The sequence below is a fragment of the Skermanella sp. TT6 genome (genome assembly GCF_016653635.2).
In the GTDB taxonomy this organism is placed as follows: Bacteria; Pseudomonadota; Alphaproteobacteria; order Azospirillales; family Azospirillaceae; genus Skermanella; species Skermanella cutis.
In genome coordinates, this window is record NZ_CP067422.1 from 299,817 (window position 1) to 325,969 (window position 26,153).

General features: G+C 69.3%; 23 protein-coding genes. 10 read left to right on the forward strand and 13 right to left on the reverse strand.

What is annotated here, in order from left to right; genetic code table 11:
* Positions 1-3 precede the first annotated feature (3 nt).
* Positions 4-1,320 carry a methanethiol oxidase gene (mtoX, locus tag IGS68_RS32815; protein WP_201082969.1) on the reverse strand — a complete coding sequence of 439 codons (1,317 nt, stop codon included), beginning with the start codon at positions 1,318-1,320 and terminating at the stop codon, positions 4-6.
* Positions 1,321-1,590: 270 nt separating this feature from the next.
* Here mtoX and IGS68_RS32820 point away from each other — a divergent pair, with 270 nt between their 5' ends.
* Positions 1,591-2,580: an Rpn family recombination-promoting nuclease/putative transposase gene (locus IGS68_RS32820; protein ID WP_201082970.1), complete on the forward strand. Its 990-nt coding sequence runs from the start codon at positions 1,591-1,593 to the stop codon at positions 2,578-2,580.
* A gap of 322 nt (positions 2,581-2,902) precedes the next feature.
* Here IGS68_RS32820 and IGS68_RS32825 read toward each other — a convergent pair whose 3' ends face one another.
* Positions 2,903-3,079, reverse strand: coding sequence for a hypothetical protein (locus tag IGS68_RS32825; RefSeq protein ID WP_201082972.1), 177 nt, complete (start codon positions 3,077-3,079; stop codon positions 2,903-2,905).
* A 259-nt stretch (positions 3,080-3,338) separates the two neighbouring features.
* Here IGS68_RS32825 and IGS68_RS32830 point away from each other — a divergent pair, with 259 nt between their 5' ends.
* Positions 3,339-3,971 (forward strand): terminase small subunit, encoded by a 633-nt coding sequence (locus tag IGS68_RS32830; RefSeq protein ID WP_201082974.1) that lies wholly within the window; start codon positions 3,339-3,341, stop codon positions 3,969-3,971.
* On the opposite strand, the gene IGS68_RS32835 is transcribed toward IGS68_RS32830, so the two are convergent.
* Together IGS68_RS32835 and IGS68_RS32840 are read right to left on the reverse strand one after the other, a co-directional pair.
* Positions 3,955-6,834 (reverse strand): FAD-binding and (Fe-S)-binding domain-containing protein, encoded by a 2,880-nt coding sequence (locus IGS68_RS32835; RefSeq protein WP_201082976.1) that lies wholly within the window; start codon positions 6,832-6,834, stop codon positions 3,955-3,957. The genes IGS68_RS32830 and IGS68_RS32835 overlap by 17 nt on opposite strands.
* A gap of 254 nt (positions 6,835-7,088) precedes the next feature.
* Positions 7,089-7,670, reverse strand: a complete 582-nt coding sequence (locus IGS68_RS32840) for an FCD domain-containing protein (protein WP_201082977.1) — start codon at positions 7,668-7,670, stop codon at positions 7,089-7,091.
* A gap of 228 nt (positions 7,671-7,898) precedes the next feature.
* Between IGS68_RS32840 and lldP the strand changes: the two genes are divergently transcribed.
* Positions 7,899-9,614: an L-lactate permease gene (lldP, locus tag IGS68_RS32845; RefSeq protein WP_201082978.1), complete on the forward strand. Its 1,716-nt coding sequence runs from the start codon at positions 7,899-7,901 to the stop codon at positions 9,612-9,614.
* A gap of 59 nt (positions 9,615-9,673) precedes the next feature.
* Here lldP and IGS68_RS32850 read toward each other — a convergent pair whose 3' ends face one another.
* Complete coding sequence (locus IGS68_RS32850) at positions 9,674-10,045, reverse strand: hypothetical protein (protein WP_201082979.1); 372 nt, start codon at positions 10,043-10,045, stop codon at positions 9,674-9,676.
* A gap of 260 nt (positions 10,046-10,305) precedes the next feature.
* Here IGS68_RS32850 and IGS68_RS32855 point away from each other — a divergent pair, with 260 nt between their 5' ends.
* On the forward strand, positions 10,306-11,271 hold the full coding sequence (locus IGS68_RS32855) for a TIGR03885 family FMN-dependent LLM class oxidoreductase (RefSeq protein WP_201082980.1): 966 nt from the start codon (positions 10,306-10,308) through the stop codon (positions 11,269-11,271).
* Here the strand turns inward: IGS68_RS32855 and IGS68_RS32860 are convergent.
* Positions 11,268-12,299 (reverse strand): DUF808 domain-containing protein, encoded by a 1,032-nt coding sequence (locus tag IGS68_RS32860; RefSeq protein ID WP_201082982.1) that lies wholly within the window; start codon positions 12,297-12,299, stop codon positions 11,268-11,270. The genes IGS68_RS32855 and IGS68_RS32860 overlap by 4 nt on opposite strands.
* A 216-nt stretch (positions 12,300-12,515) precedes the next feature.
* Between IGS68_RS32860 and IGS68_RS32865 the strand changes: the two genes are divergently transcribed.
* The gene (locus IGS68_RS32865) at positions 12,516-13,844 is read left to right on the forward strand and encodes an MFS transporter (RefSeq protein WP_201082984.1); all 1,329 of its coding nucleotides are present in this window, start codon (positions 12,516-12,518) and stop codon (positions 13,842-13,844) included.
* A complete protein-coding gene (gene pncB, locus IGS68_RS32870; RefSeq protein WP_371821979.1) occupies positions 13,841-15,169 on the forward strand; it encodes a nicotinate phosphoribosyltransferase in 1,329 nt (442 codons plus the stop codon). Before IGS68_RS32865 ends, pncB begins: the two co-directional genes overlap by 4 nt.
* Positions 15,170-15,178: 9 nt before the next feature.
* Here pncB and IGS68_RS32875 read toward each other — a convergent pair whose 3' ends face one another.
* Both IGS68_RS32875 and IGS68_RS32880 read right to left on the reverse strand, forming a co-directional pair.
* On the reverse strand, positions 15,179-15,685 hold the full coding sequence (locus IGS68_RS32875) for a hypothetical protein (RefSeq protein WP_201082986.1): 507 nt from the start codon (positions 15,683-15,685) through the stop codon (positions 15,179-15,181).
* Between the two features lie 144 nt (positions 15,686-15,829).
* Positions 15,830-17,320 (reverse strand): PAS domain-containing sensor histidine kinase, encoded by a 1,491-nt coding sequence (locus IGS68_RS32880; protein WP_201082988.1) that lies wholly within the window; start codon positions 17,318-17,320, stop codon positions 15,830-15,832.
* 874 nt (positions 17,321-18,194) lie between these two features.
* On the opposite strand from IGS68_RS32880, the gene IGS68_RS32885 reads away from it, so the two are divergent.
* A complete protein-coding gene (locus tag IGS68_RS32885; protein WP_201082990.1) occupies positions 18,195-19,424 on the forward strand; it encodes a sensor histidine kinase in 1,230 nt (409 codons plus the stop codon).
* Positions 19,418-19,792 (forward strand): response regulator, encoded by a 375-nt coding sequence (locus tag IGS68_RS32890; protein ID WP_201082992.1) that lies wholly within the window; start codon positions 19,418-19,420, stop codon positions 19,790-19,792. Before IGS68_RS32885 ends, IGS68_RS32890 begins: the two co-directional genes overlap by 7 nt.
* Positions 19,793-19,810: 18 nt before the next feature.
* On the opposite strand, the gene IGS68_RS32895 is transcribed toward IGS68_RS32890, so the two are convergent.
* Complete coding sequence (locus IGS68_RS32895; RefSeq protein ID WP_201082994.1) at positions 19,811-20,260, reverse strand: hemerythrin domain-containing protein; 450 nt, start codon at positions 20,258-20,260, stop codon at positions 19,811-19,813.
* 126 nt (positions 20,261-20,386) lie between these two features.
* Here IGS68_RS32895 and IGS68_RS32900 point away from each other — a divergent pair, with 126 nt between their 5' ends.
* On the forward strand, positions 20,387-21,151 hold the full coding sequence (locus IGS68_RS32900) for a histidine phosphatase family protein (protein ID WP_201082996.1): 765 nt from the start codon (positions 20,387-20,389) through the stop codon (positions 21,149-21,151).
* A gap of 16 nt (positions 21,152-21,167) precedes the next feature.
* Positions 21,168-22,061, forward strand: a complete 894-nt coding sequence (locus IGS68_RS32905; protein WP_201082998.1) for an NAD(P)H-hydrate dehydratase — start codon at positions 21,168-21,170, stop codon at positions 22,059-22,061.
* Positions 22,062-22,339: 278 nt separating this feature from the next.
* Here the strand turns inward: IGS68_RS32905 and IGS68_RS32910 are convergent, their stop codons facing one another.
* From IGS68_RS32910 to IGS68_RS32925, 4 genes are all read right to left on the reverse strand, one after another.
* Positions 22,340-23,119 (reverse strand): FCD domain-containing protein, encoded by a 780-nt coding sequence (locus IGS68_RS32910; protein WP_201083000.1) that lies wholly within the window; start codon positions 23,117-23,119, stop codon positions 22,340-22,342.
* Between the two features lie 96 nt (positions 23,120-23,215).
* Positions 23,216-23,905, reverse strand: coding sequence for a LutC/YkgG family protein (locus IGS68_RS32915; protein WP_201083003.1), 690 nt, complete (start codon positions 23,903-23,905; stop codon positions 23,216-23,218).
* Positions 23,898-25,370 (reverse strand): LutB/LldF family L-lactate oxidation iron-sulfur protein, encoded by a 1,473-nt coding sequence (locus IGS68_RS32920; protein WP_201083005.1) that lies wholly within the window; start codon positions 25,368-25,370, stop codon positions 23,898-23,900. The genes IGS68_RS32915 and IGS68_RS32920 overlap by 8 nt, the downstream gene beginning before the upstream one ends.
* Positions 25,360-26,133, reverse strand: a complete 774-nt coding sequence (locus IGS68_RS32925; protein WP_201083559.1) for a (Fe-S)-binding protein — start codon at positions 26,131-26,133, stop codon at positions 25,360-25,362. Before IGS68_RS32925 ends, IGS68_RS32920 begins: the two co-directional genes overlap by 11 nt.
* Positions 26,134-26,153: the final 20 nt, after the last annotated feature.

Here is a 26,153-nt window from a genome sequence, read left to right on the forward strand (position 1 = left end):
CGCTCAGTTCGCGTAGAGGCTGGCGGCTCCCAGCCGCATGATGTGCGGCCGGCCCAGCTTCTCGGCGTTGAAGTCGATGGTGAAGCGGTGGTGGAGTTTCCGGCCGTCCCAGTCGTAGCCCTTGATGAACTGGTCGTTGTCGGCGCCCTTCTTGTCCCAGTTCGCCAGCAGCGAGGTGGTGAAATAGACCCGCTGTCCGTCCCAGGACTGGGAGACCATGTTGACCTGCCTGCCGATCGTCTCCTCGTGGATCTGCTTCGGCGCGTGCGGGTCGCTGACGTCGAACACCCGGACCTTGCCGTCCATGAAGGTGTCCACGAACAGGGTCCTGTCGTCGGCGCTGAGGCTGATGTCCACCGGCAGCGGGATGTCGGACGGATTGCCGACGTCGGCCACCGCCTTGGCCTTCCACTCGCCGTCGGCGTCCAGGTGGATCAGCCAGATCTTGGAGGTCAGCGCCGTGGTGGTGAAGGCGTAGTCGTGGGTCGGCCCCCAGGCCCAGCGGATCTCCAGGGGCGCGCCCGGCACATGGAACACCTTGCGCGGCTTGCGCTCGTGGAAGTCCCACAGCACGACGGTCTGGCCGAACCGCGTCATGGCCTCCGGGTCCTTCAGCATCTCGCCGAAGTTCCTCATATAGTTGGATTTGCCCGTGAAGGACGAGGTCAGCAGCGCGTTCCTGCGCGGCAGGACGCGCTGGTCGTAGCCGTAGCCGTCGGCGACCTTCTCGATCTCGGCCCCGCGGGGATCCTCGGCGGTCGGCATCCAGTGGGAGGCCAGGAACCGGCCGTCGTTGGTGTATTCGACCAGCGCGGTGCGCCCGCCCCCGTCCTTGGCGTTGGACAGCCCCGACATCAGCATGCGTCCGGGCAGGGCGTAGGCGCCGTGCGGCCCGACCACGCCACCGCTGGCCTGGACGAAGTCCTCGATCGTCCGCTCCAGCTTCGGGCGGGCCGGATCGGTGTGGATGTCGAAGATGAAGATCCGGCTGGTGTCCAATCCGCTGGTCCAGAAATAGCGGCGGTCGTCGGTGAAGCCGCCATGGTGCGCCTCGTTCCGGCTGCCGACCGGGGCGCTGGCGATCACCTTGCCATAGGTCGCCGAGCCCGGCCGGACATCCACGGTCACCAGCTTGTCCGACCCGTCGCCCATCCCCTCGACGCCCAGGGTCCAGACATAGACGTAATCCTCCTGCCCCGTGATCTTGGGCATGAAGGGCGACATGCAGGTCTCGTCCGCCACGGCCGGCGCCGCGGCAGTGGCGAGCAGCAACCCCGCCGCCCCGATGAACCGACGCAGGACTCCCCCGACCGTTTCCATCGCTCACCTCGCGCGTTCGCTACCCGACGCGGCATTATTTACCATAACTCCCCGAGCCGGGGAGAGGCGCATCGGGACATCCGGGATTCATCCGGAGAGAGGCACGCAAGTAAACACCGACGAAACCGAAGGTGATGGCGCTCCGGCGGGCGCCCGCGTTCCGAGGGACCGGACCGGGTCAGAAGGTCGCGGCGGCTGTCCGACCCTTGCCGATGGTTGCGGGAGTATGCTGCTGTTCGCGCGACCATACCCCGACCGGCGCCCGCGACCATGCAAGCCTCCGACTCCCTGTACCACCGCCTGTTCTCCGACCCGGTGATGATCGAGCAGCTCGTGCGCGGCTTCCTGCCCGCCGGGATCGCCGCCCTGCTGGACTTCACCCGGCTCGAACGGGTCAACGCCAAGTTCCACGCCCCCCGCGGCGAGCGGCGCGAGGGCGACGTGATCTGGCGCGTGCCGACGCTGGCCGGCGAGATGGTCCACATCTACCTGCTGCTGGAGTTCCAGGCGACCCCGGAGCGGTTCATGCCGGTGCGGGTGCAGGTCTATTCCGGCCTGCTCTGGCAGCAGATCATCGACGGGCGCGCCCTGGCGCCGGGCGGCCGGCTGCCGCCCTTGCTGCCGATCGTGCTCTACGCCGGCGAGGCCCGCTGGGACTGCCCCGCCGACACGACCGACTTGGTGGCCTTGCCGGAGGACTCGCCGCTCTGGCCTTGGCAGCCGCAGGTCCGCTATCATCTGATTGACGAGAAGCGGCTGCGCGCCGAGGACTTGGCCCGGCACGACAGCCTGGTGGCGCTGCTGTTCCGGATCGAGATCTGCGACCGGCCGGACGACCTGCCCGGCCTGGTCGGCCAGGCGGTGGCCTGGTTCGCCGAGCATCCGGGACATGCTACGCTGCGGCTGGCGTTCGGCGATGTGGTGGCGCACGCGGTCGCGGGCCTGGTCGGCGCCCCGCAGCCCGCGACGGTGTCGATGGATATCGAGGAGGTTCAGGGCATGCTGGCGGAACGCATCAAGAAGTGGGAACAGGAACTCATCGCCAAGGGCGCCGCGGAGGGCAAGGCCGAAGGCATCGCCGAGGGCAGGGCCGCCATGTTCAAGCGCCAGTTCACCCGCCGCTTCGGCACCCTGCCGGCGGATGTGGAACGGTTGATCGATACCGCGACGCCGGATCAGCACGACGCCTACATGGATCGCCTGATGGACGCCCAAGCGCCCGGCGACGTCTTCCCCGGCCTCCTCCGCCCCGGCGAATAACCTGATTCTCCGGCCGGCACCGTAACCGTCAGAGCGGTCCCCGGTCAGGTTGAACCGCTCCGGTCCTCGCAGCCTGCCGTTCCACTCTCCGCCCTGTGTTGCGCCATGGGCGCAACCTACGCTCGATGCAGCGCGGCGGTGATGCGAGCCGACGATCGTAGGTTGCGCCTTGGCGCAACGCATCGGATCGGCTGCCCCGGGCGGATCGACCTGATCTGGTACAGCTCCAGCCGACCATCCTTCGGCAAGGGGGCGCGCACGCGGTCGCAGGTCTGGTCGCCGGCCCACAGGCCGCGACGGTGCCGATGGATATCGAGGAGGTTCAAGGCATGCTGGCGGAACGCATCGAGAATGGGAATGCGAACTGCTCGCCGAAGGCGTCGCGCTCGGCCGGACCGCGATGCTCCGGCGCCAGTTCGCCCGGCGCTTCGGCGCCCTGCCGGCCGGCGCGGAGCGCCTGATCGATGCCGGTACGCCGAGCGACGTCTTCCCCGACCACTACCACTCCGAAGCCAGCGCTCAACCGCAGCGCAACTATATTGTGGCGAGGTGTTCGCAACGGCGGGAAACCGGGGTCAGACCACCATTTCGCACCAAGCCTTCCGAATGCCTATCTTCCGGCGAAATGGTGGTCTGACCCCGGCTTCCCTCACACACCCGCTTGCGTCGGGTGCCCTCTCCGATACCTAAATGTTCTGTCTTTGTTCCGAAAAATCCCGTAAACTTTCCGGCATCGTCTACCGCCGAGGGCCGCCGCCATGTCCGATGCAACTCCCGTGATCCGCCTCACCGCCCGGCACGAGGCTTTCTGCCAGGCCATGGCCGCCAATGTCGGCGGAGCCGAGGCCGCGCGCCGGGCCGGCTATTCGCCCAAGGGCGCCAAGCAGCGCGGGTCGTGCCTGATGGCCCGGCCGGAGATCCGCATCCGCGTCGATCAGCTCCGGGCGGCCCGTTCCGCCGGGATCGAGGTCGAGTTGAATGACGCGGCGGAGACGGTCAAGGCGATCATCGCCGACGCGATGGAGAAGAAGCAGAGCGCCCTCGCGCTGCGCGCGGTCGAGCTGCGCCTGAAGCTGCGCGGCATCATGCTGGACAAGCGCATCCCCCATCACTTCACGGCCGCCCCGCACCCCGACGCCGACCTGGAGGCGCACGACTTCGACCCGGCCGAGGAGAACGACGGCCGCCTCGCCGAAGCCGCCGTCGAGATAGTGACCTCGGTGGATGACCCGGTGTCGCGGCAGAAGCCGTCCGGCAGGCCGGCCGCCGTGAAGCCGGCGCCCTTCGCCCCGCGCCGGGCACCCGCCCTGATGACCTCGACCTCGCTGACCCCACCGCTCCCGTTGCCGCTCCCCCAGCCCCTCCCGATGCCGCTCAGCGCCGCCGGGTGACCCGGTCCACCAGATAGACGATCGAGCGGTAGGGCACGCCGGCATGTTCCGAAAGGCCGATCTCGCAGGTCCGGTTGGAGGAATAGCCGCCCTCCGCGTCCCACGGCACCGCCTCCGGCAGGCGGCGCAGCGCATGGTCGTTCAGCTCCGGCGTGCCGAAGCCCTTGTCGCCGGCGAAGCCGCAGCAGCCGACGCCCTCGGGAACCACGACCGTCTCCGCGCAGGCCCCGGCCAGGGCGGTGATCCTGTCGCCCAGACCCATCCGCTGGGCCGAGCAATTGACATGGACCAGCACGGGCGCCGTCTCCTTCGCGACGACCTCCAGGCGCGGCATCACGTGGTCGTGCAGGAACTCGATGCTGTCCAGCACGGTCAGCCGGCCGGCCAGGGTCCGCTTCAGCCGCAGGGTGCAGGCGGACGCGTCCATCACGATCGGGATCCGCCCGCCGTCGCTGGCCTGGGCGAGGGCCGCCGCCATCGCCTCCGTCATGGCGTCCGCCGTCTCCGCCATTCCCTTGCTCTCGAACGCCTGACCGCAGCACAGGCCGCCGAGGCCCTCCGGGAAGACGACGCGGAAGCCGGCCTTGCCGAGCAGGGCCGCGAACCGCTCGGGCACGCCGTCCCGTTCCGGCGCATCGGGCGAGGCGCCGAAGGTCCGGGTGGCGCAGCTCGGCACATAGACCACCGGCGTGCCGGCCGGATCGCCGCCGGCGGACGGAACGGCGCCGGGGCCGGGCAGCGACGGCCCGATCTTGGGGACGCGCCCGTCGGACAGCCGCCGCAGCGATCCCGCCAGGGAGATGGTCGCGGTCCGGCCGATCACCCGGCGCGACAGGGCCGCCGCCCCCAGCCCCAGGCGGGCCGCGGCCAGGGCGCCGCCGAAATGCCGCGCCGCGAGGCTGCCGATCCGGCGGCGCAGCGGCGACTGGGACCGGCCGCGCAGCGCCTTGGTCAGCAAACCGGTCTCGATCCCGACCGGGCAGGCGGTGGCGCACAGCCCGCAGGCAGCGCAGGTGTCCAACCCCTGGTAGTCGTAGAGGCTGCGCAGCCCGGCCTCGCGCGCCGGGTCCGCCCCGGTGTCGGCCAGGCTGGAAATCTCGCGCCAGCCGACGATGCGCTGGCGCGGCGTCAGGGTCAGCCCGGCCGACGGGCACATGCGCTCGCAGAACCCGCATTCGATGCAGGTATCGACCAGCGGGTCGGCCTTGGGCATCGGCTTCAGGTCGCGCAGGTGCGCCTTGGGGTCGTCGTTCAGGATGACGCCGGGGTTCAGGATGCCGAGCGGGTCCAGCAGCGACTTGATCTCACGCATCAGCAGATAGGCGTCGCGGCCCCACTCCATCTCGACGAAGGGCGCCATGTTGCGGCCGGTGCCGTGCTCCGCCTTGAGGGAGCCGTCATAGGTCTCGACCACCAGCTTGCAGACGTCGTCCATGAAGGCGGCGTAGCGCTCCACCTCGGAATCGATCGCGAAGTCCTGGGTGAAGACGAAGTGCAGGTTGCCGTCCAGGGCGTGGCCGAAGATGATCGCCTCGTGGTAGCCGTGCTTCGCGAACAGCGCCTGGAGGTCCAGGGTGGCGGCGGCCAGGTCCTTGATCGGAAAGGCCACGTCCTCGATGATCACCGTGGTGCCGGCCCGGCGGACGGCACCGACCGCGGGGAACAGGCCCTTGCGGATCTTCCACAGCTTGCCGTACTCGTCGGCCGCCGAGGTGAAGGCGGCCGGCCCCAGGGTCGCGACGCCGGCCAGGACGGAGGCTATGGCGCCGATGTTGGCGTCCAGGCCGGCGGCGTCCTCGGCGCGGGTCTCCACCAGCAGGGCGGTGACCCCGTCGGCCAGCCCGCGGATCTCCGCCGGCATGCCGGGCTTGTCCTCGACCGAGCGGAGCGCCGCCCGGTCCATCAGCTCGACGGCGGAGACGGGTGCCGGCTTCAGCAGCGCCACGGCGCGGCAGGCCTCGCCGATGTCGGGGAACAGCAGCAGCGCGCTCGCCTTGTGGGCATGGTCGGGCACGGTGTGGTAGGTCACCTCCGCGATGAAGCCCAGCGTCCCTTCCGACCCGATCATCAGGTGCTGGAGGATCTCGACCGGGTCCTCGAAATCGACCAGCGCGTTGATGCTGTAGCCGGTGGTGTTCTTGATCGCGAACTTGGCGCGGATGCGCGCCGCCAGATCCGCGTCGGCCCGGGTCGCGGCGCCCAGACCGGCCAGCCGGTCCAGCAACCCGCCGTGGCTCCGCCGGAATCGGGCCAGGCTGCCGGCGTCCCCCGTATCGACCAGGGTGCCGTCGGCCAGCAGCAGCCGCATCGCGGCCAGCGTCTTGTAGCTGTTGTCCGAGGTTCCGCAGCACATGCCCGACGAGTTGTTGGCGGCGATGCCGCCGATCTTGGCGCTGTCGATCGAGGCAGGGTCCGGGCCGATCTTGCGGGCATAGGCTGCAAGGCGCCGGTTGGCGTCCGCGCCGAGCACGCCCGGCTGGAGCCGGACCCGCCTGCCGTCCTCTTCCACCACGATCCGGGTCCAGCGGTCGCCCAGGACGACCAGCACGCCGTCGGTCACCGCCTGCCCGGACAGGCTGGTGCCGGCCGCGCGGAAGGTGACCGGCAGCCGGTCGCGGCGGCAGGCGGCCAGGATGGCGGCCACCTCCTCCTCGCTCTCCACCTTGACCACCACCCGGGGGACCAGCCGGTAGAAGCTGGCGTCGGTGCCGTAGGCCAGCAGCCGCAGCGGGTCGCGGATCACCCGCTCCGGACCGAGCAGGGCGGTGAACTCGGCGATCGCGCCGGCGAAGGCATCGGCCGCGTCGGCCGCCCGCAAGGGCCCGGGGAGGGAGGTTCCTGGGAGGGAGGTTCCGTCTGGCATTCCGCACGCCTTCCTGTCGCCGGCGCGACGGCGCCGGTCGGCTGTCGAGAAACAGGGGGAGCCTTCGGAAGGCGCGCGGCATGGCGGGGGCGAAAGCGCGGGGGCCGGCGCGTGCGCGCGACCCGGCGGTTTCCGGCGTTCCTCCGTCATGCGGCCGTCTCCTCCGGGCCGCTCCAGGAATGGATACGCGAACTTACCGTGGGCGTAAAGCGGTAAAATGTTTTTGCCAGAAACTCGGCACCGGCCGGAACCGGCTATTTCCCTTTGCTGGTCACGAGGTTCACGCCCTGCTGGCGGCGCAGTGCGACCTCTAGCCGCGCGTCCGCCCGCTGGGCCTCGCGCAGGGCCTCGGTGGTCGAGGCGATGTGGGCGTCGGCGGTGGCGCGCGCCGCCTCCGGGTTGCCGGCGGCGATGGCGTGGAAGATCGCCTGGTGCTGGCGCAGGAAGCTGTCCCGGACGCCGCGGCGCAGATACAGGCTGGTGCGGTCGTAGAACACGTTCTCGCTCATCATGCGGATGAACTGCCGCATGATCCCGACCATCACCCGGTTGTGCGCCGCCTCGTATATGGCGAGGTGGAACTCCGCGTCGGCCGCCGCCTCCCGCGTGGGGTCGTCCAGGCCGTGGGCCTCCTCCATGGCGGTCAGGCAGGCGCGCAGCCGCTCGATATCCTCCGGCGTGGCCCGCTCCGCCGCGAAGGCGGCCGACGGCCCGGCCATCATCCGGCGGAACTCCAGGTAGTCGAAGGCGGTCTCCGGATGGCATTGGAGCAGCCGGGTCAGCGGATCGGCAGCCGCGGCGTCCTCAGGTTCGGTCCGGTCGGATGTGTCGGTCATGTCCCGATGATACCGAACGGGGCGGCGGCGGTTCAACGCCTGCGACATCCGCGACACCCTTGAAACGCATTTTTCCATGTACAAGCCGCCGGCCGGTGTTTTATCCACCACACCCGCAGCCGGTATATTAATTTTACCATAACAGGTCAGGCTGACAGAAAATAAACCGCAATCCGCCGCGACGCGCCCCCGAAAGGCCCGGGTGCGGCATTCTAGAGTGGAAACATCATGCAGCCCTGGATGCAAGTCTATGACCCCGCAGGCAACCTGTGGGTCTCAGCGCTGGTCGCGGCGCTTCCCATCGTGTTCTTCTTCGTGGCCCTGGCCGTCCTGCGGATGAAGGGCCATGTCGCGGCGACCATCACCGTCGCCCTCGCCCTGGCCGTGGCGATCCTGTTCTACCGCATGCCGGTCGGGCAGGCGCTGGCCTCCGCCGGGTACGGCTTCGTCTACGGCCTGTGGCCGATCGCCTGGATCATCCTGACCGCCGTCTTCCTCTACAAGGTGACGGTCAAGACCGGCCAGTTCGACATCATCCGCGCGTCGGTCGTGTCGATCACCGAGGACCAGCGCCTCCAGATGCTGCTGGTCGGCTTCTCCTTCGGCGCCTTCCTGGAAGGGGCCGCCGGCTTCGGCGCGCCGGTCGCGATCACCGCGGCGCTGCTGGTCGGCCTGGGCTTCAACCCGCTCTACGCCGCCGGCCTGTGCCTGATCGCCAACACCGCCCCGGTCGCCTTCGGCGCCATGGGCATCCCGATGATCGTCGCCGGCCAGGTGACGGGGCTGGAAGCCTTCAAGATCGGCCAGATGGCCGGCCGGCAGCTGCCGCTGCTCGCCGTCTTCGTGCCGTTCTGGATCGTCTTCATCATGGACGGCGTCCGCGGCGTGCGGGAGACATGGCCGGCCGTGCTGGTCGCCGGTTCGACCTTCGCCTTCGGCGTCTATTTCACCTCCAACTTCATCGGGCCGGAGCTGCCGGACATCACCTCCGCCCTGATCAGCCTGGTCAGCCTGACCCTGTTCCTGAAGGTGTGGAAGCCGAAGCGCATCTTCCGCTTCTCCGACCGGGAGGCCGGCGTCCCCGTTCCCCGCGCCCCCGTCCCGCGCGCCGTCGGGGCCGCGGTCACGCCAGCTTCGGACTACGCCGCTTATGCCGCCGCCGCGACATACACCACCGGCCAGGTGGTCAAGGCGTGGTCGCCCTTCCTCGTCCTGACCGTGATCGTGACGATCTGGAGCCTCGCCCCGTTCAAGGCGGCCTTCGCCAAGGCCGGCGCCCTCGCCTCCACCGTGTTCTATTTCCCGATCGAGGGGCTGGACAAGCTGGTCACCAAGGTCGCCCCGATCGTCACCTCTCCCAAGCCCTACGACGCCGTCTACAAGCTGGACCTGATCTCCGCGACCGGCACCGCGATCCTGCTGACGGCGCTGATCTCCATCCTGTTCCTGCGGATGCGGCCGGCGGCGGCCGTCGCCACCTTCGGCGAGACGCTGATGGAGCTGCGCCGCCCGATCTACTCGATCGGCATGGTGCTGGCGTTCGCCTTCATCGCCAACTATTCGGGCCTGTCCTCGACGCTGGCCCTGCTGCTGGCCGGGACCGGCGACGCCTTCCCGTTCTTCTCGCCGGTGCTGGGCTGGCTGGGGGTGTTCCTGACCGGGTCGGACACCTCGTCCAACGCCCTGTTCGGAGCGCTCCAGGCGACCACGGCGCAGCAGCTCGGGCTGTCCGAGATCCTGATGGTCACTGCCAACACCACCGGCGGCGTCACCGGCAAGATGATCTCGCCGCAGTCGATCGCCGTGGCCTGCGCCGCGGTCGGGCTGGTCGGGCGCGAAGCGGACCTGTTCCGCTTCACGCTCAAGCACAGCCTGTTCTTCGTCGCGATCATCGGCGTGATCACCGTCCTCCAGGCCTATGTCTTCACCGGGATGATCCCCTGACCGGGATGATCCCCTGACCTGGATGATGCGGGACCGGCGGGGAACCGGGACCGCCGGGGCTAACGGCGCGCGGCGTCCCCGCCCGCCGTTCCTCCCGGCTGTTCCATCACGAAAAGCACGCTCTGCGCCCGCTGCATGGCGCTGGCGCAGAGCCCTTCTTCGCCCCGGCCGGCATGGCCTTCCGCTTCCGCGATCAGTTCCTGCACGTCGCGGCGCTCCTCGGCGGTGACCGGTTCCGGCTCCTCGGCGGTCTGGCTGCTGGGACCCTTGCCCCCGTCCCGGACCGCCGTCCCCGATGCGAGGACCTGACGGGCATCGTCGATCATGGAACGGCAGGTCGGACCCTGCTGCCGGGCCTGCGCCGGCACGGCGGAAACGGCAAGGCCGGCGATCAGCGCGACGGCGCCGAGGCGAGCGATCGGATTTCGCATTGGAACCCTCCTGTTACTGTTGGCGGCTTCCCAACATCGCGGCTTCGACGCCCGTTACCGTCGTCATCGAAAATTCATCCGGTCCGCACCGGGGATCGGCAAATCAAGCCTGATCATCATTCGGCAAATTCCAGAACGATGGCGCCTTTTTATCATCGGTTACTCAGGCCGAGGTCCCGGCGACATCGGGGCATCCGGATTGTTGGGCTGGAGCGGATCCGGTCAACCCGACGGATCGAATGGCCGGAAGACGTCGAACCATGCCCTTGCTGACCTACCACGCCTCCCACGAGCAGTTCCCCCCGAGCCGGCTGGTGGACCTCGTCCGCCGGGCCGAGGCCGCCGGGTTCGGGGGCGTCTTCTCATCGGACCACTATCACCCCTGGGCACCCTCGCAGGGGCATTCCGGATTCGTCTGGTCCTGGCTGGGCGCCGCCATGCAGGCGACGTCCCTGCCCTTCGGGCTGATCACCGTGCCCGGCGGCTGGCGCTACCATCCCGCCGTGCTGGCCCAGGCCGTCGCGACGCTGGGGGAGATGTTCCCCGACCGCCTGCCCTGGATCGCGGTCGGCAGCGGCGAGCTGGTGAACGAGCACATCACCGGCGGCGAGTGGCCCGAGAAGGCCGAGCGGAACGAGCGGCTGAGGGAAGGCGCCGAGGTGATGCGGGCGCTTCTGCGCGGCGAGGAGGTGACGCGCCGCGGGCGGATCACGGTCTCGGAGGCGAAGCTCTATTCCCTCCCGCGGCGGGAGACCAGGCTGGTCGGCGGCGCGGTCAGCGAGGCCACGGCAGAATGGCTGGGAGGCTGGGCCGACGGCCTGCTGACCGTGGGGCGCGGACCCGAGTCCGTGCGCAAGGTGGTCGAGGCGTTCCGGCGCGGCGGCGGCGGCGGCAAGCCGATCTATTTCAAGATGGATCTCTGCTGGGCGCGGAGCGAGGAGGAAGCCCTGCGCCAGGCCCACGAGCAGTGGCGCTTCAACATCCTGGGCGGCAGCGTCAACTGGGACCTGCGGACCCCGGCGGAGTTCGAGGCCGCCGCCCGCTTCGTCCGGCCGGAGGATTGCCGGGACGCCATCCACGTCTCCTCCGACCTGGGCCGGCTGGCCGGGTGGCTCGCCGAATACGCCGAGATCGGCTTCGCCGGCATCGACCTGCACAATGTCGGGACGGACCAGGAAGCCTTCGTCGACGCCTTCGGCGAGCGGGTCCTGCCGCAGTTCGGCTAACCCCTCAGCTTCGCCACGGCCGGCATGGCGACGTTGTGGACCAGGGGGATCAGCACCGCGCCCACGGCGACCCCCAGCAGCCCCGCCGCCGCGGCGGCCACGAGCCATTCGAGCACCGCCGAGACCGCGGGGACGGCATGGCCGGCCGCCGCCGCGAAATCGTGGACCGCGTGCCCGATCGCCGTGAACCCGAACTCCTCCAGCCCGTGGATGATGATGCCGCCGCCGACCCAGAGCATGGCCGCGGTCCCGATGATGCTGAGCGCCTTGAGGAAGTAGGGCATGCCGATGACGAGGCCGCGCCCGACCGCCTTCGTCACGGGACGGAGCGCGCGGTCGGCGCCGCCCGGCGGGTTGCTGCCGGCGCGCAGCCCCAGGATGCTGGAGACCGGGCTGTCGTTATGGGCCAGCGACACGCCGGCGTCGTCCGCCTTCACGATCAGCGCCACCGCCCCGTAGACGACCAAGGTGATGCCGGTGCCGACGATCGCCAGGACCAGCGCCTGGGTCCAGAAGGAGGAGGTGGCGGCCGCGACCGTGGACAGGGTGATCGCCATGATCTCGGCCGACAGGATCAGGTCGGTCTGGATGGCGCCGCGGACCCTCTCCTCCTCGATGTCGGCGGGGGTCCCGGCCGGAACCACGCCGTCCTCGCCGTGCCCCGGCCCGTGGGGCAACAGGGCATGGTGGAGCTTTTCGGCCCCCTCGTAGCACAGGAAGGCACCCCCGACCATCAGCAGCGGCATGATCGCCCAGGGCGCCACCAGGCTGAGGAAGAGCGCCGCCGGCAGCAGGTAGAGAAGCTTGTTCTTCAACGAGCCCATCGCGATCCGGCCGACGATGGGAAGTTCCCGCTCCGCCGCGAGGCCGACCACGTAGCGCGGCGTGACCGCGGCATCATCCACCACCACGCCGGCCGCCTTGGCTCCCGCCCGCGTGGCCTGCGCGGCGGCATCGTCCAGCGACGCGGCGGCGACCTTCGCCAGTCCGACGACATCGTCTATTAGTGCGATCAATCCCGTGCTCAAACTGAGAACTCCCCTGAAGCCTGAACGAAGCCGCCAGCAGAGTACCTGGCCGCCGGCATCCAACACCGCGCGACGCGATCGGTTTCGGACCGGAATCGCGGACGGGCCCGATGCCCGCGCATCTCCGATCATATACATGATAAACATCGCCTTTCGGATCAGGAACAGGGATGCTCGATCCCTGTTGCCGAAAGGGGAATCCGCGAAAGGAGTGCGATGACCGCCGTTACGGTCGATGAAGCGTTAAGCCGGATAGGCACCGGGCCTTTCCACCGCCGCCTGCTGGCGATCTTCGGCCTGGTCTGGGCGGCGGACGCCATGCAGGTCCTGGCGATCGGTTTCGCCGCCCCGTCGCTGGCGGCCGGATTCGGGCTCTCCATACCGGAAGCGGTACAGGCCGGGACGGCCCTGTTCCTCGGCATGCTGATCGGGGCTTGGGGATTCGGCCGGCTGGCCGACCGGATCGGGCGCCGGAACGTGCTGGTCGTCACCGTCCTGATCGACGCGGTGTTCGGGCTGGCCTCCGCCTTCTCCACCAGCTTCGAGATGCTGCTGGTCCTGCGCCTGCTGACCGGCATCGGAGTCGGCGGCACCCTGCCGGTGGACTACGCCATGATGGCGGAGTTCCTGCCGCCCGAGCGGCGCGGCCGCTGGCTGGTGGCACTCGAGGGCTTCTGGGCGATCGGCACGATCATGGTGGCGCTTGCGGCCTGGGGCGCCAGCCTGTGGGCCGGACCGGACGCCTGGCGCTGGCTGTTCGTCCTGACCGCCCTGCCCGCCGCCGTCGGCTTCTGGCTGCGGCTGTGGCTGCCGGAGTCGCCCCATTACCTGCTGCGGGAAGGCGGGCCGGAGCCGGCCCGCGCCGTGCTGGACCGGATCGCGCGCGCGAACGGCGCCGAGCCGGTCCGGGGCGGCCTGACCGCGGTGGAACGGCGGCACTCCCGCATGTCGGAGCTGTTCTCCGGGGCGTTGCGCCGGCGCAGCCTGCTGATCCTGACGACGTGGCTGTTCGTCTCGGCGGCCTATTACGGGGTCTTCGTCTGGCTGCCGAGCCGGCTGGTCACGGAGGGCTACGGCTTCGTGCGCGGCTACGGCTTCCTGGTGCTGCTTGCCCTGGCCCAGGTTCCGGGATACGCCCTGGCGGCGGTCGGCCTGGAGACCATCGGCCGGCGGCCCACGCTGATCCTGTTCCTGGTGGCCAGCGCGGCGGGCTGCCTGACCTTCATCATCGCCGGCCACCCGCTGCTGATCGCGGCGGCGCTGCTCGCCATGAGCTTCGCCCTGCTGGGCACCTGGGGCGCCCTCTACGCCTATACGCCGGAGCTCTACCCGACCGAGCTGCGGGCGACCGGCATGGGCATGGCCGGCGCCATGGCCCGCTTCGGCGGGTTGCTGGCCCCCTCCGCGGTCGCCCTGGTCGTCGGGGCCGGATTCGAGGCGGCGATCGGGCTGTTCGCGGTGCTCCTGCTGGTGGCGGCGGTGGCGGTCGGCCGGATCGACCTGGAAACGAGGGGACGGCCGCTGGAACCGGGAGCATCGACATGATCGACTTCGCCGCGAGGGCGTACAACCAGAGCTTCAACATCGATCCCGTCATCCGCTCGCTGCTGGACACGGACGTGTACAAGCTCCTGATGCTCCAGTTCGTCTGGAAATGGTACCCGCGGATCCCCGTGACCTTCTCCCTGATCAACCGGTCGCGCGGCGTCCGGCTGGCCGACATCATCGACGAGGCTGAACTCCGCGACCAGCTGGACCACGCCCGGTCGCTGCGCTTCACCGAAAGCGAGACGGTCTGGCTGGCCGGCAACAAGCTGTACGGCCGGCGCGACCTGTTCGAACCCGACTTCATCGAGTACCTGCGCGGCTACCGGCTGCCGGAATACCAGTTCGAGACGAAGGCTGGGCAGTACGAGCTGACCTTCTCCGGCCCCTGGGTGGACGTGACCCTGTGGGAGATCTACGCGCTGACGATCGTCAACGAGCTGCGCAACCGCGGGCGCCGGTCGCGGGACCGAGGCGCCCGCACGGGGCTGAACCGGTTGAGCAAGTACGAGCTGGACAAGCTCTACGCCCATGCCAAGACGAAGCTGTGGGCCAAGCTGGACCGGCTGCGCGGCGCGGACGGGCTGAGGATCTCCGACTTCGGGACCCGGCGGCGCCACAGCCATCTCTGGCAGGAATGGGCGATCCTGGCCGCCGCGGAGGAGTTGGGTGCCGCCTTCACCGGCACGTCGAACGCCTTCTTCGCCCACAAGCACGGCTTCGAGGCGATCGGCACCAACGCCCACGAGCTGCCCATGGTGCTGGCCACCCTGGCCCTGGACGACGCCGAGCTGAAGCAGTCGCAGTACACGGTGCTGGAGCGCTGGCAGCAGACCTATGCCGGGGCGTTGCTGGTGATGCTGCCGGACACCTACGGCTCCACGCAGTTCCTGCGGGACGCGCCGGACTGGGCCAAGAAATGGACCGGCATCCGGATCGACAGCAAGGATCCCTTCGTCGCGGCGGAGGAGGCGATCGCCTGGTGGACGGACCATGGCTGCGATCCGTGCGACAAGCGCATCCTGTTTTCGGACGGGCTCGACGTCGGACAGATCCTGGCGCTGCACGAGCGGTTCCGGGGCAAGGTCCGCGACGGCTACGGTTGGGGCACCCTGCTGACCAACGATTTCCGCGGCTGCCACCCGTCGGGGCGGGACGACCTGGACCCGATCTCCCTGGTCTGCAAGATCACCGCCGCCAACGGCCGCCCGGCCGTCAAGCTGAGCGACAATTATCTCAAGGCATCCGGGCCGCCGGAGGAGATCGCCCGCTACCGCGCCGTCTTCGGCACCGCCGGCGTGGAGAACGCGCCGCTGGTCGTCTGACCGGCGGCGTCACCGCGGCTTGAACGACCACGACATGCGTTCGACGATCCCGTAATAGAAGGGCTTCTGGTCCTTCGGAAAATTGATCTGGAAGGTGCCCACCGTCCGCCCCCGCCGGGCCAGCACGGTCTTGCGGTAGAAGATGTTGTCGCCTATGTATCCGGACAGGACGAACCAGTCCTCCTTGCGGCGCCGATAGGTGATCAGGGCCTTCTCTTCCGCCAGCGCCGACTCCGCCGCCGCGGACAGCTCGGCGATGCCTTGCCCTGGATCGTTCTCCCGGCCGACGACGTAGAAGGTGGACCGGAGGTCGGCGGACACGAACTTCGCGAACCGGCCGGTCCCGTCGTCCGCCCTGGTGAAGACGGACGCGGGATAGGTCAGGACGGTGCCGGACCCAGGCTCCCGGTATGCGGCGTAGCGGTGGTCCTGCTGGGCCGCGGCGTGCGACGGCACCGCCGCAGCCATGACGCCCGCGGCCAGCGCGACCCGGCGCAGGATGGCGAAAAGGCCCATGTGCCCGGCCGGGTTCCGCCGCCGGCCTACCGGACCGCCGACTGGAGCTATGACGCCCATCCCTCCTGCCGGACGACCTTGGAGGGCTCCTGGGCGGTGAGCGGTTGGGTCCCGAGCAGGATCGCCGCGATGGTCAGCATGGATTTACGCATCGGTGTGTTTCCCCTGGATTGGCGACATCTCAACAGGGCTTTTATGGAAAAGGCACGCGGAGGCCGCTTCGGCCTGGATCCGGAAGACCGACCCCTTCCCCGGGACCGACGAGACCTCGATGCGGTGCCCCAGCAGGTTGGTCAGCCGGTCCACGACCGCCAGGCCGATGCCGAAGCCGTCCACCGCCTTGTGGTTCTTGCTCCGGCTGCGGTGGAACTCGCGGAATATCTCGCCGAACTGGTCCTTGGGGATGCCGATCCCGGTGTCCCAGACCTCGATGCTGACCCTGTCGCCCCGGCGCCGGCACCCGACCAGGACGCGCCCCCGTTCCGTGTAGCGGATGGCGTTGGAGATCAGGTTGCGCAGGATCCTTTCCAGAAGCAGCGGGTCGCTCTGCACCTCCATGTCCGTGTTGACGGCGCGGAAATCCAGGCCCTTCCCGACCGCCTGGTGGCTGAACTCCCCGACCAGCCGCTCGACCAGCTCGCCCAGCAGGGTCGGCCCGATGTTCGGCTCGACCTCTCCCGCTTCCAGCCGGGACAGGTGGATCACCGCCTCCAGCAGGTCGGACAGCGACCTCGCCGACTGCTGGATCAGGCCGACGAGGTTCTTGGACGCCTGTTCGGTCACCCGCTTTTCCAGCAGCTTGGCGAACAGGGCGAGCGCCTGGATCGGCTGGCGCAGGTCATGGCTCGCGGCGGCCAGGAAGCTCGTCTTCGCGCGGCTCGCCTGCTCGGCGGCGAGCTTGTCGGTGATCAGCTTCTGCTCGGCCTTCTTCCGCTGGGTGACGTCCTGGGCGATGCACAGGATACCGATGATCCCCCCGTCCGCGGCGCGGAGCGGCACCTTGAGCTTCTCGATGCTCCTGCCGCCCACGGACAGCTCGAGCTCCTGCTCGATGCTGACGAGGCTCTCGCCGGTCCGCATGACCTGCTCGTCTTCCCGGCGGACGATTTCCGCGTCCAGGGACGCCATGATGTCGTCGTCGGTGATGCCCGGAACGGCGCGCGGCGAGCCGAGCCCGACGACCTCGGCGAACAGCCGGTTGCCGCCGAGATACCTGGAACGTCTGTCCTTCCAGTAGACGGCGCAGGGCAGTTGGTCGAGCACCAGGGACAGCATGTCGCCGTCCGTGGGAGGGCCGTGATCCTCGGTGGCGTGGATCAAGGCCCCGGACACGCCGCCGGCGTCCGCGCGCAAGGGTTCGACCACGATGTCGAAGCGGCGGTCCCGGATCCGGATCACCAGCTCGACCGGCTGCTCCGACCCTACGGCGGACGCCACGGCGTCCTGAAGGAGGGCGGCACCGCCGCCCATCTCGCGCAGGTGCCGTCCCTGGACGGTCTCCGGCGGCGCGTCGAACAGATCGCCCGCGGCGCGGCTCGCCGCCTCCACCCTGCCGTCCCGGTCGACCACAAGCAGGGGATACCTGATCATACCCAGGACGAAGGCCGGAAATTTCCCTCCTGCCCCGACCGTCATCGGCAGCGCTCCCGACGCAGGGAGAGCCATATCCCCGGCGGTGTCCGGGACGAACGCGGCACCTCCGCCGGGACCGTCCGGGCCCGGCACGTGCCTGCACCTGCTTCAGCGCGGGAAGTCAACTAGATCTGCCCTGGATGAGGATGATCAGGATCTTTCGGAAGGCAGCGCCTGGCCGCCTTGGCGGGTCCCGGAAAGGAGTCGTTCGCCGGATCGGCGGGGGACGAGTTTCCGTTTCATTTCTTCAAGGAAGCTCCTGACGTCCTCGACCCTCAGGCCATCCCGGGCCAGCAGGGTGCGGAGGATCGGATCATCGAGAAGATCGTCGATCGACGGTTCGGGTATCGCTTGGCGCATTGTCAGTCCTCGATGCTCGGTTGCCGGCCGCCGGTTTCAAGTCCGGAGGCGGTATCCGCCCTTTTCCCCAGGAACCAGTCCTGCCCGGATCCGGCACGGCAAAAGCATCTTTCCCATCCTTGGCGCGATTGAAAGTTTCTCGCTGAACTTTTCATCTCTCCAAAGGTTTTAGGCTGACGGATCACTTGTTTCCAAGCATGTATTTTTAATTTCTTCAGACTCTTTCGGCAGAGGGATAGAACTTTCCGGAACCGGCACTGAACTTCCCCTGTACTGGAGAGAGATGTACCGCTGAGATTACGATGAAGTCCCCCTGATTTAGTAATACGTCAATCTCTGGTGGGCTTTCCGGACCTGAACGTGATCGGACCGAACGACGCCGGACGGTAGTCCGGGAATGCCGGTCCGAAGTTGCGCGCCGCGCTCGGAGCGGCCAGCCGACAAGCATCTGCCGCTCGCCAGAGCAGTACCGGCTGGATATCCGGACGGACGGCAACCATAGGGCACGGATGGGCAGATGGGCGAACGAGGGTCTCCGTCCCTGAGCGCCTCGCAGGGGAGCGTCGGCACAGCGCCGTTACCGTCGGACGAGCCGCAGCGGCTCGTCGCGCTGAAACGTTATGACCTGCTCGATACGGTGCCGGAGCAGGCTTTCGACCGCATCACCCGGCTGGCGGCGACGGTGCTGGGCATGCCGGTCTCGCTGATCTCCCTGATCGACGAAACCCGGCAGTGGTTCAAGTCCCGGCACGGCTTCGACGCCCGCTGGACCCGGCGCGAGATAGCCTTCTGTTCGCACGCGATCCTCGCCAGGGAGCCGCTCGTCGTGCCGGACGCCGCGGCGGACGACCGCTTCGCCGCCAATCCGCTGGTGGTCGAGCATCCCGGGATCAGGTTCTACGCGGGCGCTCCGCTGGTCACGCCCGAGGGCTACGTGCTCGGCACCCTGTGCGTGATCGACCGCGCGCCGCACCCCGAGTTCAGCGACGTGCAGCGGGGCATCCTGAAGGATTTCGCAGACCTCGTCATGACCGAGATCGAGGCCCGCTCGGCCACCCTGGCCCTGCGGCAGAAGGTCCGCGAGCAGCAGCAGGCGGAGCAGCGGCTGCAGCGGCTGCTGAACGAGAAGGAGACCCTGCTGCGGGAGGTCTATCACCGGGTCAAGAACAACCTCCAGGTCGTCGATACCCTGCTGGCGCTCCAGGGACGGCAGACCCCGGCGATCTCCGAAAGCCTGGGCGACCTGCGCCACCGGGTCTATTGCCTGGGCCTCGTCCACCAGAAGCTCATGCAGTCGGAAGACCTGGAGACGATCGACCAGGGCGAATTCCTGCGCGACCTGTGCCACTCGCTGGCCGCCCCCTATGCGGCGGGCCGGCCCGACATAACGATGAGCGTCAAGGTCGAGCCGCGGAGCAATGCCATCACCATCGACTTCGCGATTTCCCTGGGACTGCTGGTCAACGAACTGGTGACCAACGCCTTCCGGCACGCTTTCCCGACCGGCCGCAAGGGCCACGTCGCCGTCTCGCTGACCGGCAGGGGAAACGGGATGGCCCGGCTGGTCGTCGCGGACAACGGCATCGGCCTGCCGCCGGCCATGCTCCCGGGAGCGCCCCCGGCCAAGATCGGACAGCAGATCATCGCGGAACTGGTCGACCAGCTCGGCGGCGAGATCGCGGTCGAGCAGGATCACGGGACCATCGTCTCTGTCAATTTTCCCTGCCCGGAGGGGCTGTCATGCTGAAAAGCGACGACCCCATCCTGATCGTGGACGACGACAACCTGGTCCGCCTCGGCATCCGTATGACCCTGGAGGATGCGGGATTCTGCAACCTGTGCGTCGCGCGGAGCGGCCCGGCCGCGGTCGACATGGCCCTGCGGCAGCGCCCCACCGTCGTGCTGATGGACGTGCGCCTCGGCACCGGGATGGACGGGATCGAGGCCGCGGAACGGATCCGCCGGCAGCACCCCTGCAAGGTGATCTTCCTGACCGGATCGAACGAGGTGGCGACCCGCCTGCGGATCAGCGCCATGGACCCCGACGGCGTCCTGATGAAGCCGATCCTGCCCCACCACCTGATCGGCGCGATCGAGTCCCTCCGGGACGGCTGAACGGTCGGCCGCCCGGCGTCAGATGCCGCGCTCGGCCCGGATGCGGTCGCCGGCATGGGTCATGCGGGCGATCCGGTCGGGCGGCAGGTCCTCCTGGATCATGCGGACGACGAGGGCCTGCTCCAGTTCGGCCTGCTGCTCGTACTCCTGCTTCAGCCGGTGGAATTCGGCGAACCAGCGGTCGTTGGCGACCGACTCGTCGGCCGCCCGCCGGGCGAGGTCGGCGATCGCCCCGCGCAGCCGGCGCTGGCCGTCCCGGAGCCGCGCCAGGGCTTCCGACCGGTGCGCGTCCTCCGCCAGGACGGGGAAGACCGCCTCATCCATCATGTCGGCGTGGGCCGTCCACAGATCGGCGAACCGGGAGAACAGGCCGGCCCGCTCGGCATAGCCCTCGAACACGGAGTTGCCGGCCAGCGCGAAAAAATCGCGGCCGGCCTGATGGTCTGTCAGCATCCTGTCCAGGATCATGGCGGGGGCTCCTCTTCGGGTTGACGTTCCGCTGGGGAAACCGCGTTTGCCGCCGCAGGGTTCCTGAAACGATCACGGGTTCCGCGGGTTGAAGCGGGGCAAGCAACGTGGGGAGCGGTCGGTACCATGCAGCAACGTTGGCCCAGTAATCTCCGGATCGTCCGCCATGGCGAAAGCTCCGGCAACGTGGCCCGCGAGGCCGCCGACGCCGCCGGGCTCGGCCGGATCGACATCGCGGAACGCGACGTCGACGTGCCATTGAGCGCCCGGGGCGAGGAACAGGCCCAGGCGCTCGGCGAGTGGCTCGCCCGGATGCCGGCGGAGGAGCGCCCCGACGTGGTGCTGACGTCGCCCTATGTCCGGGCCCGCCGCACCGCCGAGATCGTGCGGGAGTTCGGCAGGCTGGACGTTGACGTCGCCGATTTCGTGATCGACGAACGGCTGCGCGAAAAGGAGTTCGGCGTGCTCGACCGGCTGACCCGGCGCGGCATCCAGGAGGAGTTTCCCGACCAGGCGGAGTTCCGCCGCCTGCTGGGCAAGTTCTATCACCGGCCGCCCGCGGGGGAGAGCTGGTGCGACGTCATCCTGCGCCTGCGCAGCGCGCTCGACACGGTCAGCCTCCACCATTGCGGCCGCCGGGTGATGATCGTCAGCCACCAGGTGGTCGTGCTGTGCCTGCGCTATCTGCTGGAAAACATGACCGAGGAACAGATCCTGGCGATCGACCGGGAGGCCGACGTGGCCAACTGCTCGGTCACCGAATACGCCTACAACCCCGATATCGGGAAGATCGGCGGCATGGAGCTGCGGCGGTACAATTTCGTGGCGCCGCTACGCCAGGCCGGCGCGCCGGTCACCGCCGACCCCGACGAGAACGTGGCCTCCCGCTGATTCCGACGGAGCGATGATGACAGAAGCGACCAAGATCACGGCGGAACTGCTGCGCGGCATGCCGCTGCCGGAGCCGTCCGGTTCCGTCGACAAGAAGGCCAGGGGAAGCGTCCTGGTCGTGGCCGGGAGCGTCGAGGTGCCCGGCGCCGCCCTGCTGGCGGGCACCGCCGCGCTGCGGGCCGGCGCCGGCAAGCTCCAGATCGCCACCTGCTCCAGCGTGGCCCTTCACTTGGGGCTGGCCGTCCCCGAGGCGCTGGTGCTGGGCCTGCCCGAGACGCCTTCCGGCGGAATCCGTCCCGAATCGGCCGACCTGCTGTGCGAGCGGGGCAAGCGGAACGACGCGGTGCTGCTCGGTCCCGGCATGATGGACAAGGAGGCGGTCGCCGCCCTGACCACCGGGATGGTGAACAGCCTGGAAGGCCCCGCGCTGGTGATCGACGCCGAGGCGCTGGTCTGCCTGGACACCCTGCGCGAACCGCTGTGCCGGCGCGAGGGACGGACCATCATCACGCCCCACGCGGGCGAGATGGCGAGCCTGCTGGAGATCGGCCGCGACGCCGTGGAGGCCGACCCGCTCGCCACCGCCCGCCGGGTCGCCACCGAGTTCAGCATGGTGGTGGCGCTGAAGGGCGGCTGCACGCACATCGTGGACCCGGACGGCAACGCCTGGTTCTACGAGAGCGGCAATGTCGGGCTGGCCACGTCCGGATCGGGCGACACGCTGGCCGGGGTCGTGGCCGGCCTGGTGGCGCGGGGCGCCGAACCGGCGCAGGCGACGATCTGGGCCGTCTACCTGCACGGCCAGGCCGGCAACCGCCTGGCGCGGAGCCGCGGCCCCATGGGCTTCCTGGCCCGGGAACTTCTGGCGGAGATCCCCGGCATCATGGCGGAACTGGCGCCGGCGCGGTGAGGGATCCGCCGACCAGATAAGTTGCAAGAAACGTAGGTCGGGTAGAGCGGTCTCCGATCCGGTCGATCCGCCCCGGGGAAGCCGAACCGATGCGTTGCGCCATGGGCGCAACCTACGATCATCGGTCCGCATCACCTCCGCCCTGCATCGAGCCGTAGGTTGCGCCCATGGCGCAACACAGTGCGGCGAGTGGAAGGGCCGGCTGCGACGACCGGAGCGGTTCAACCTGATCGGGGACCGCTCCAGCCGATCTCACATGGGGTCGTAGGCAGCGATCCTCAGCGCGGCGGCGCCGCCAGGACGTCGGCGCGGGCGATGCGGTTGAGGCTGACTTCCAGGCGGGCGTCGGCCTTGGCGATCTCCTTCAGGGCGCCGGAGGTGAAGGCCATGTGGTCGCGCGCGGCCTGCCGGGCGGTCTCGGGATCGCCGGCGATGATGCCGTCGTGGATCGCCCGGTGTTGGGCCAGCAGCAGTTCCCGCACGTTGCGCCTCAGATAGAGGGTGGCGCGGTTGTAGAAGACGTCGTTGCGCAGCATCTCCGACAGCGAGCGCATGACATGCAGCATGAAGAGGTTATGGGACGCCTCGTAGATCGCCAGGTGGAAGTCGGCGTCGGCGTTCGCCTCGTCGGTCGGGTCTTCCTTCTGGTGGGCGGCCTCCATGGCGGCGAAGCATTCCTGGATCAGCTCCCGGTCCACGCTGGTACCGCGCAGGGCCGCCAGGTAGGCCGCCGAGCTCTCGGCGATGCCGCGGAATTCCAGGTAGTCGTAGGTCGCTTCGGGGTTGCTGTTCACCACGTCGGCGAGCGGGGCCGTGAAGCTTTCGTCGAGCAGCGGCGCCACCCGCGTGGCGCCGCCGCGCTCGCTGACCAGCAGGCCGCGCCGCTCCAGCTTCTCCAACGCCTCGCGGAGACTCGGGCGGGAGACGTCGAACCGATGGGCAAGTTCCCGTTCCGGCAGAAGACGCTCGCCGGGCCGAAGCGATCCTTCGAGGATGAGCCTTTCCAAGCGGTCGGCGATGGCATCCGCGAGCTTGGCGGGGCGGATCGGCTCGGTCATGGCGATGCTCTGGCCCTGAGGTTACGGAAGCGGGTATTGCCTCCCCGTCAATTTGGCAAAGCGTCTTTGCAACGGCAAGTATCTTGGTGAAAGCTTTTATCCAGCGGCGGCGCAGGTCCTCCCGGATCGCTTGAGCACCAGGACGATCAGTTCCTTCGGGCCGTGGACGCCGAAGGCCAGCGTCTGCTCGATGTCGGCGGTCTTCGACGGACCGGAGACCAGGACCACGTTGGTCGGCATCCGCCCGGCCCAGCCCTGCTCCCGGATCACCTCGGCGAAGCTGTCGCGGATGGTGTCCTCCTCCACCAGCGCCACGTGGATCGGCGGCAGCAGCGACATCAGGCGGGGTTCCGCCGCGGTCGGCCACAGGATCAGCGTGCCGGTCTCGGCGATGCCGCCGATCGCACGGGTGACGCCGGCATCCACCCCGTGGACCAGCTCGCCCTTCCAGTGCTCGACCGCGCGATCATAGGCGACCAGACGCGGCGCCTGGGGATCGGCGCTCCAGGCCTCGGCGAGCTGCCGCGCCGCGTCGGAGCCGTCGCCATGGACCACCGCCCGGACGCCGCGGTTGTCCAGCAGGGTGCGCAGGCGGCTCGGCCAGTCCGCCGCGTCGACCTCGTGGACCTCCGCCTTCATGGCTTCGAGCATGGTGCGGAACCGGTCGAGCCGGGCCGACGCGCCGAACCGGGGAGCCTGCCAGTCCGGCAGCGCGGGTGCCGGGGCCGGCGGGGCGGCGCGCAGGCGGGACAGGATGCGGGCGCGGGCGGCGGAGGAGTCATGCATCGTCGAAACCCTTTTCGCGGGCGAGCTGGTGAAGGGTCCTGGGCGCGAATCTCGGCTTGGAGCGGACGCTGGTCCAGGCCTTCAGCGGCGGCAGGCCCGCCGGGATCAGGTTGCCGGCCAGGGCCAGGGCACGAGAGCCCAGGCGGTACAGGGCGGGATTGGCGTGGAGCCATTTCCAGCCGGCCCAGGCGGAGCTTTCCGACAGGGTCCAGCCGCCGCCCGCCCCCTTCACCGCGGCCCCCTTCACCGCGGTGGAAGCGGACGGCCGCACCGCCTCCCGCCGCAGCCGGACCAGGATGTCGGCGATCGGGATCTTGACCGGGCAGACCTCGACGCAGGCATTGCACAGGCTGGATGCGTGGGGCAGGTCGCTCGCCACGTCGAGCCCGGCGATCTGCGGCGTCAGGATCTTGCCGATCGGGCCGGGATAGACCGCGTCGTAGGTGTGCCCGCCGACCCGGACATAGACCGGGCAGTGGTTCATGCAGGCGCCGCAGCGGATGCAGCGCAGGGTCTCGCGCAACTCCGGGTCGGCGTAGACCCGGGTCCGGCCATTGTCGAGCAGGACGAGATGGACCTCGCGCGAGCCGTCCTTCTCGCCCTCCCGGCGGGGCGAGGTGATCATGTTGACATAGGTGGTGATCGGCTGGCCGGTCGCCGAGCGCGGCAGCAGCGCCAGCAGCGGCGGGATGTCGTCCAGGGTCTCGACCAGCTTCTCGATCCCCATCACCGCCACGTGGAGCGGCGGTAGGGTCGTGGAAAGGCGGCCGTTCCCCTCGTTCTCGACCAGCACCAGGGTGCCGGTCTCCGCGACCGCGAAATTGACGCCGGAGATGCCGGCGTCCGCCTCGGCGAAGCGGTCGCGCAGCACGCGCCGGGCCGCCGCGGTCAGCTCGTCCACGTCCTCGGTGTAGCGCTGGCCCTCGATATGCTCCGCGAACAGGGCGCCGATCTGGCCCTTGTTCTTGTGGATGCAGGGCATGACGATGTGGCTGGGCATCTCGCCGGCGAGTTGGATGATGTACTCGCCCAGGTCGGACTCGATCGCCTGGATGCCGTGCTCGCCCAGGAAGGCGTTCAGGTGCATCTCCTCCGAGACCATCGACTTGCCCTTGACCACGGTCCTGACGCCGTGCTCCCGGAAGATGCCGAGCACGATCCGGTTGGCCTCCTCGGTGGTCTCGGCCCAGTGGACCTTGATGCCGTTCCCGATGCAGCGCGCCTCCAACTGCTCCAGCAGGTCGGGCAGGCGGGCCAGCGCCCGCTCCTTGATCGCGGCACCCCGCGCGCGCAGCGCGGCGAGGTCGGCGGCGTCGGGGAACTGCGCCGCCCTCTTGGCCATCAGGCCGTCCATGGCGCGGCGGAAATTGGCCCGCAGCGGCTTGTCGTCCAGGGCCAGGTGCGCGCGCTCCGCGAAGCTGCCGGCCTTCGGCGCCCCGGCGCCGGCCTGAACGTCAGCGGTCATCGCTGCGCTCCAGCAGGAATTCGGCGAGGTGCCGGGCGCGCAGCGGAGGGGTGCCGTCCATCCTGTCCAGGGCGCCCGCGATGTTCATCAGGCAACCGCAATCGCCGGTGACCATCTCGGCGGCGCCGGTGGACCGCAGGGCGTCGATCTTGTCCGCGACCATGGCGGCGGAAACCTCCGGCTGGCGGACCGAGAAGGTGCCGCCGAAGCCGCAGCATTCCCGCTCGCGCGGGTTCTCGATCAGCGTCACGTTCTCCAGCGAGCGGAGCAGCCGCTTGGGCTCGTCGGTCACACCCATCTCGCGCATGGAGTGGCAGGAGGCGTGCCAGGTGACGGTCACCGGCTCGCCCCGGTCGGCGAGCCTGCAGTCCAGCACATGGACCAGGAACCAGCTCAGCTCGTAGACCCGCGCGGCGAATGCCTCGGCCCGCTCCCGGTCGGGCTGGTCGGCGAACAGCTGGGGATAATGGACGCGCATCATCCCGGCGCAGCTTCCCGAGGGGACGACGATCGGCCAGGGCTCGGGAAAGGCGTCGAACTGGGCGCGGGCGACGGCGCGCGCCTCCTCGAAGAAGCCGCAGTTGCGGGCCGGCTGGCCGCAGCAGGTCTGGTCCTGGGGGAACACCACCCGCAGCCCCTGGCGCTTGAGCAGCTCCATGCCGGCGAGCCCGGCCTGGGGATAGAACAGGTCGACCAGGCAGGTGCCGAAGAAATAGACCGTCTCCGGCCGTTCCGGGGGAACGGCGGCAGGCGGCGAGGACATGGCGCTCAAGTGCGTTCCCC

Excerpts from the sequence above, each read along its gene's own strand:
- mtoX (WP_201082969.1), bottom strand. The coding sequence starts at position 1,320 with ATGGAAACGGTCGGGGGAGTCCTGCGTCGGTTCATCGGGGCGGCGGGG.
- IGS68_RS32820 (WP_201082970.1), top strand. The coding sequence starts at position 1,591 with ATGCAAGCCTCCGACTCCCTGTACCACCGCCTGTTCTCCGACCCGGTG.
- IGS68_RS32830 (WP_201082974.1), top strand. The coding sequence starts at position 3,339 with ATGTCCGATGCAACTCCCGTGATCCGCCTCACCGCCCGGCACGAGGCT.
- IGS68_RS32835 (WP_201082976.1), bottom strand. The coding sequence starts at position 6,834 with ATGCCAGACGGAACCTCCCTCCCAGGAACCTCCCTCCCCGGGCCCTTG.
- IGS68_RS32840 (WP_201082977.1), bottom strand. The coding sequence starts at position 7,670 with ATGACCGACACATCCGACCGGACCGAACCTGAGGACGCCGCGGCTGCC.
- lldP (WP_201082978.1), top strand. The coding sequence starts at position 7,899 with ATGCAGCCCTGGATGCAAGTCTATGACCCCGCAGGCAACCTGTGGGTC.
- IGS68_RS32850 (WP_201082979.1), bottom strand. The coding sequence starts at position 10,045 with ATGCGAAATCCGATCGCTCGCCTCGGCGCCGTCGCGCTGATCGCCGGC.
- IGS68_RS32855 (WP_201082980.1), top strand. The coding sequence starts at position 10,306 with ATGCCCTTGCTGACCTACCACGCCTCCCACGAGCAGTTCCCCCCGAGC.
- IGS68_RS32865 (WP_201082984.1), top strand. The coding sequence starts at position 12,516 with ATGACCGCCGTTACGGTCGATGAAGCGTTAAGCCGGATAGGCACCGGG.
- pncB (WP_371821979.1), top strand. The coding sequence starts at position 13,841 with ATGATCGACTTCGCCGCGAGGGCGTACAACCAGAGCTTCAACATCGAT.
- IGS68_RS32875 (WP_201082986.1), bottom strand. The coding sequence starts at position 15,685 with ATGGGCCTTTTCGCCATCCTGCGCCGGGTCGCGCTGGCCGCGGGCGTC.
- IGS68_RS32880 (WP_201082988.1), bottom strand. The coding sequence starts at position 17,320 with ATGACGGTCGGGGCAGGAGGGAAATTTCCGGCCTTCGTCCTGGGTATG.
- IGS68_RS32885 (WP_201082990.1), top strand. The coding sequence starts at position 18,195 with ATGGGCGAACGAGGGTCTCCGTCCCTGAGCGCCTCGCAGGGGAGCGTC.
- IGS68_RS32890 (WP_201082992.1), top strand. The coding sequence starts at position 19,418 with ATGCTGAAAAGCGACGACCCCATCCTGATCGTGGACGACGACAACCTG.
- IGS68_RS32895 (WP_201082994.1), bottom strand. The coding sequence starts at position 20,260 with ATGATCCTGGACAGGATGCTGACAGACCATCAGGCCGGCCGCGATTTT.
- IGS68_RS32900 (WP_201082996.1), top strand. The coding sequence starts at position 20,387 with ATGCAGCAACGTTGGCCCAGTAATCTCCGGATCGTCCGCCATGGCGAA.
- IGS68_RS32905 (WP_201082998.1), top strand. The coding sequence starts at position 21,168 with ATGACAGAAGCGACCAAGATCACGGCGGAACTGCTGCGCGGCATGCCG.
- IGS68_RS32910 (WP_201083000.1), bottom strand. The coding sequence starts at position 23,119 with ATGACCGAGCCGATCCGCCCCGCCAAGCTCGCGGATGCCATCGCCGAC.
- IGS68_RS32915 (WP_201083003.1), bottom strand. The coding sequence starts at position 23,905 with ATGCATGACTCCTCCGCCGCCCGCGCCCGCATCCTGTCCCGCCTGCGC.
- IGS68_RS32920 (WP_201083005.1), bottom strand. The coding sequence starts at position 25,370 with ATGACCGCTGACGTTCAGGCCGGCGCCGGGGCGCCGAAGGCCGGCAGC.
- IGS68_RS32925 (WP_201083559.1), bottom strand. The coding sequence starts at position 26,133 with ATGTCCTCGCCGCCTGCCGCCGTTCCCCCGGAACGGCCGGAGACGGTC.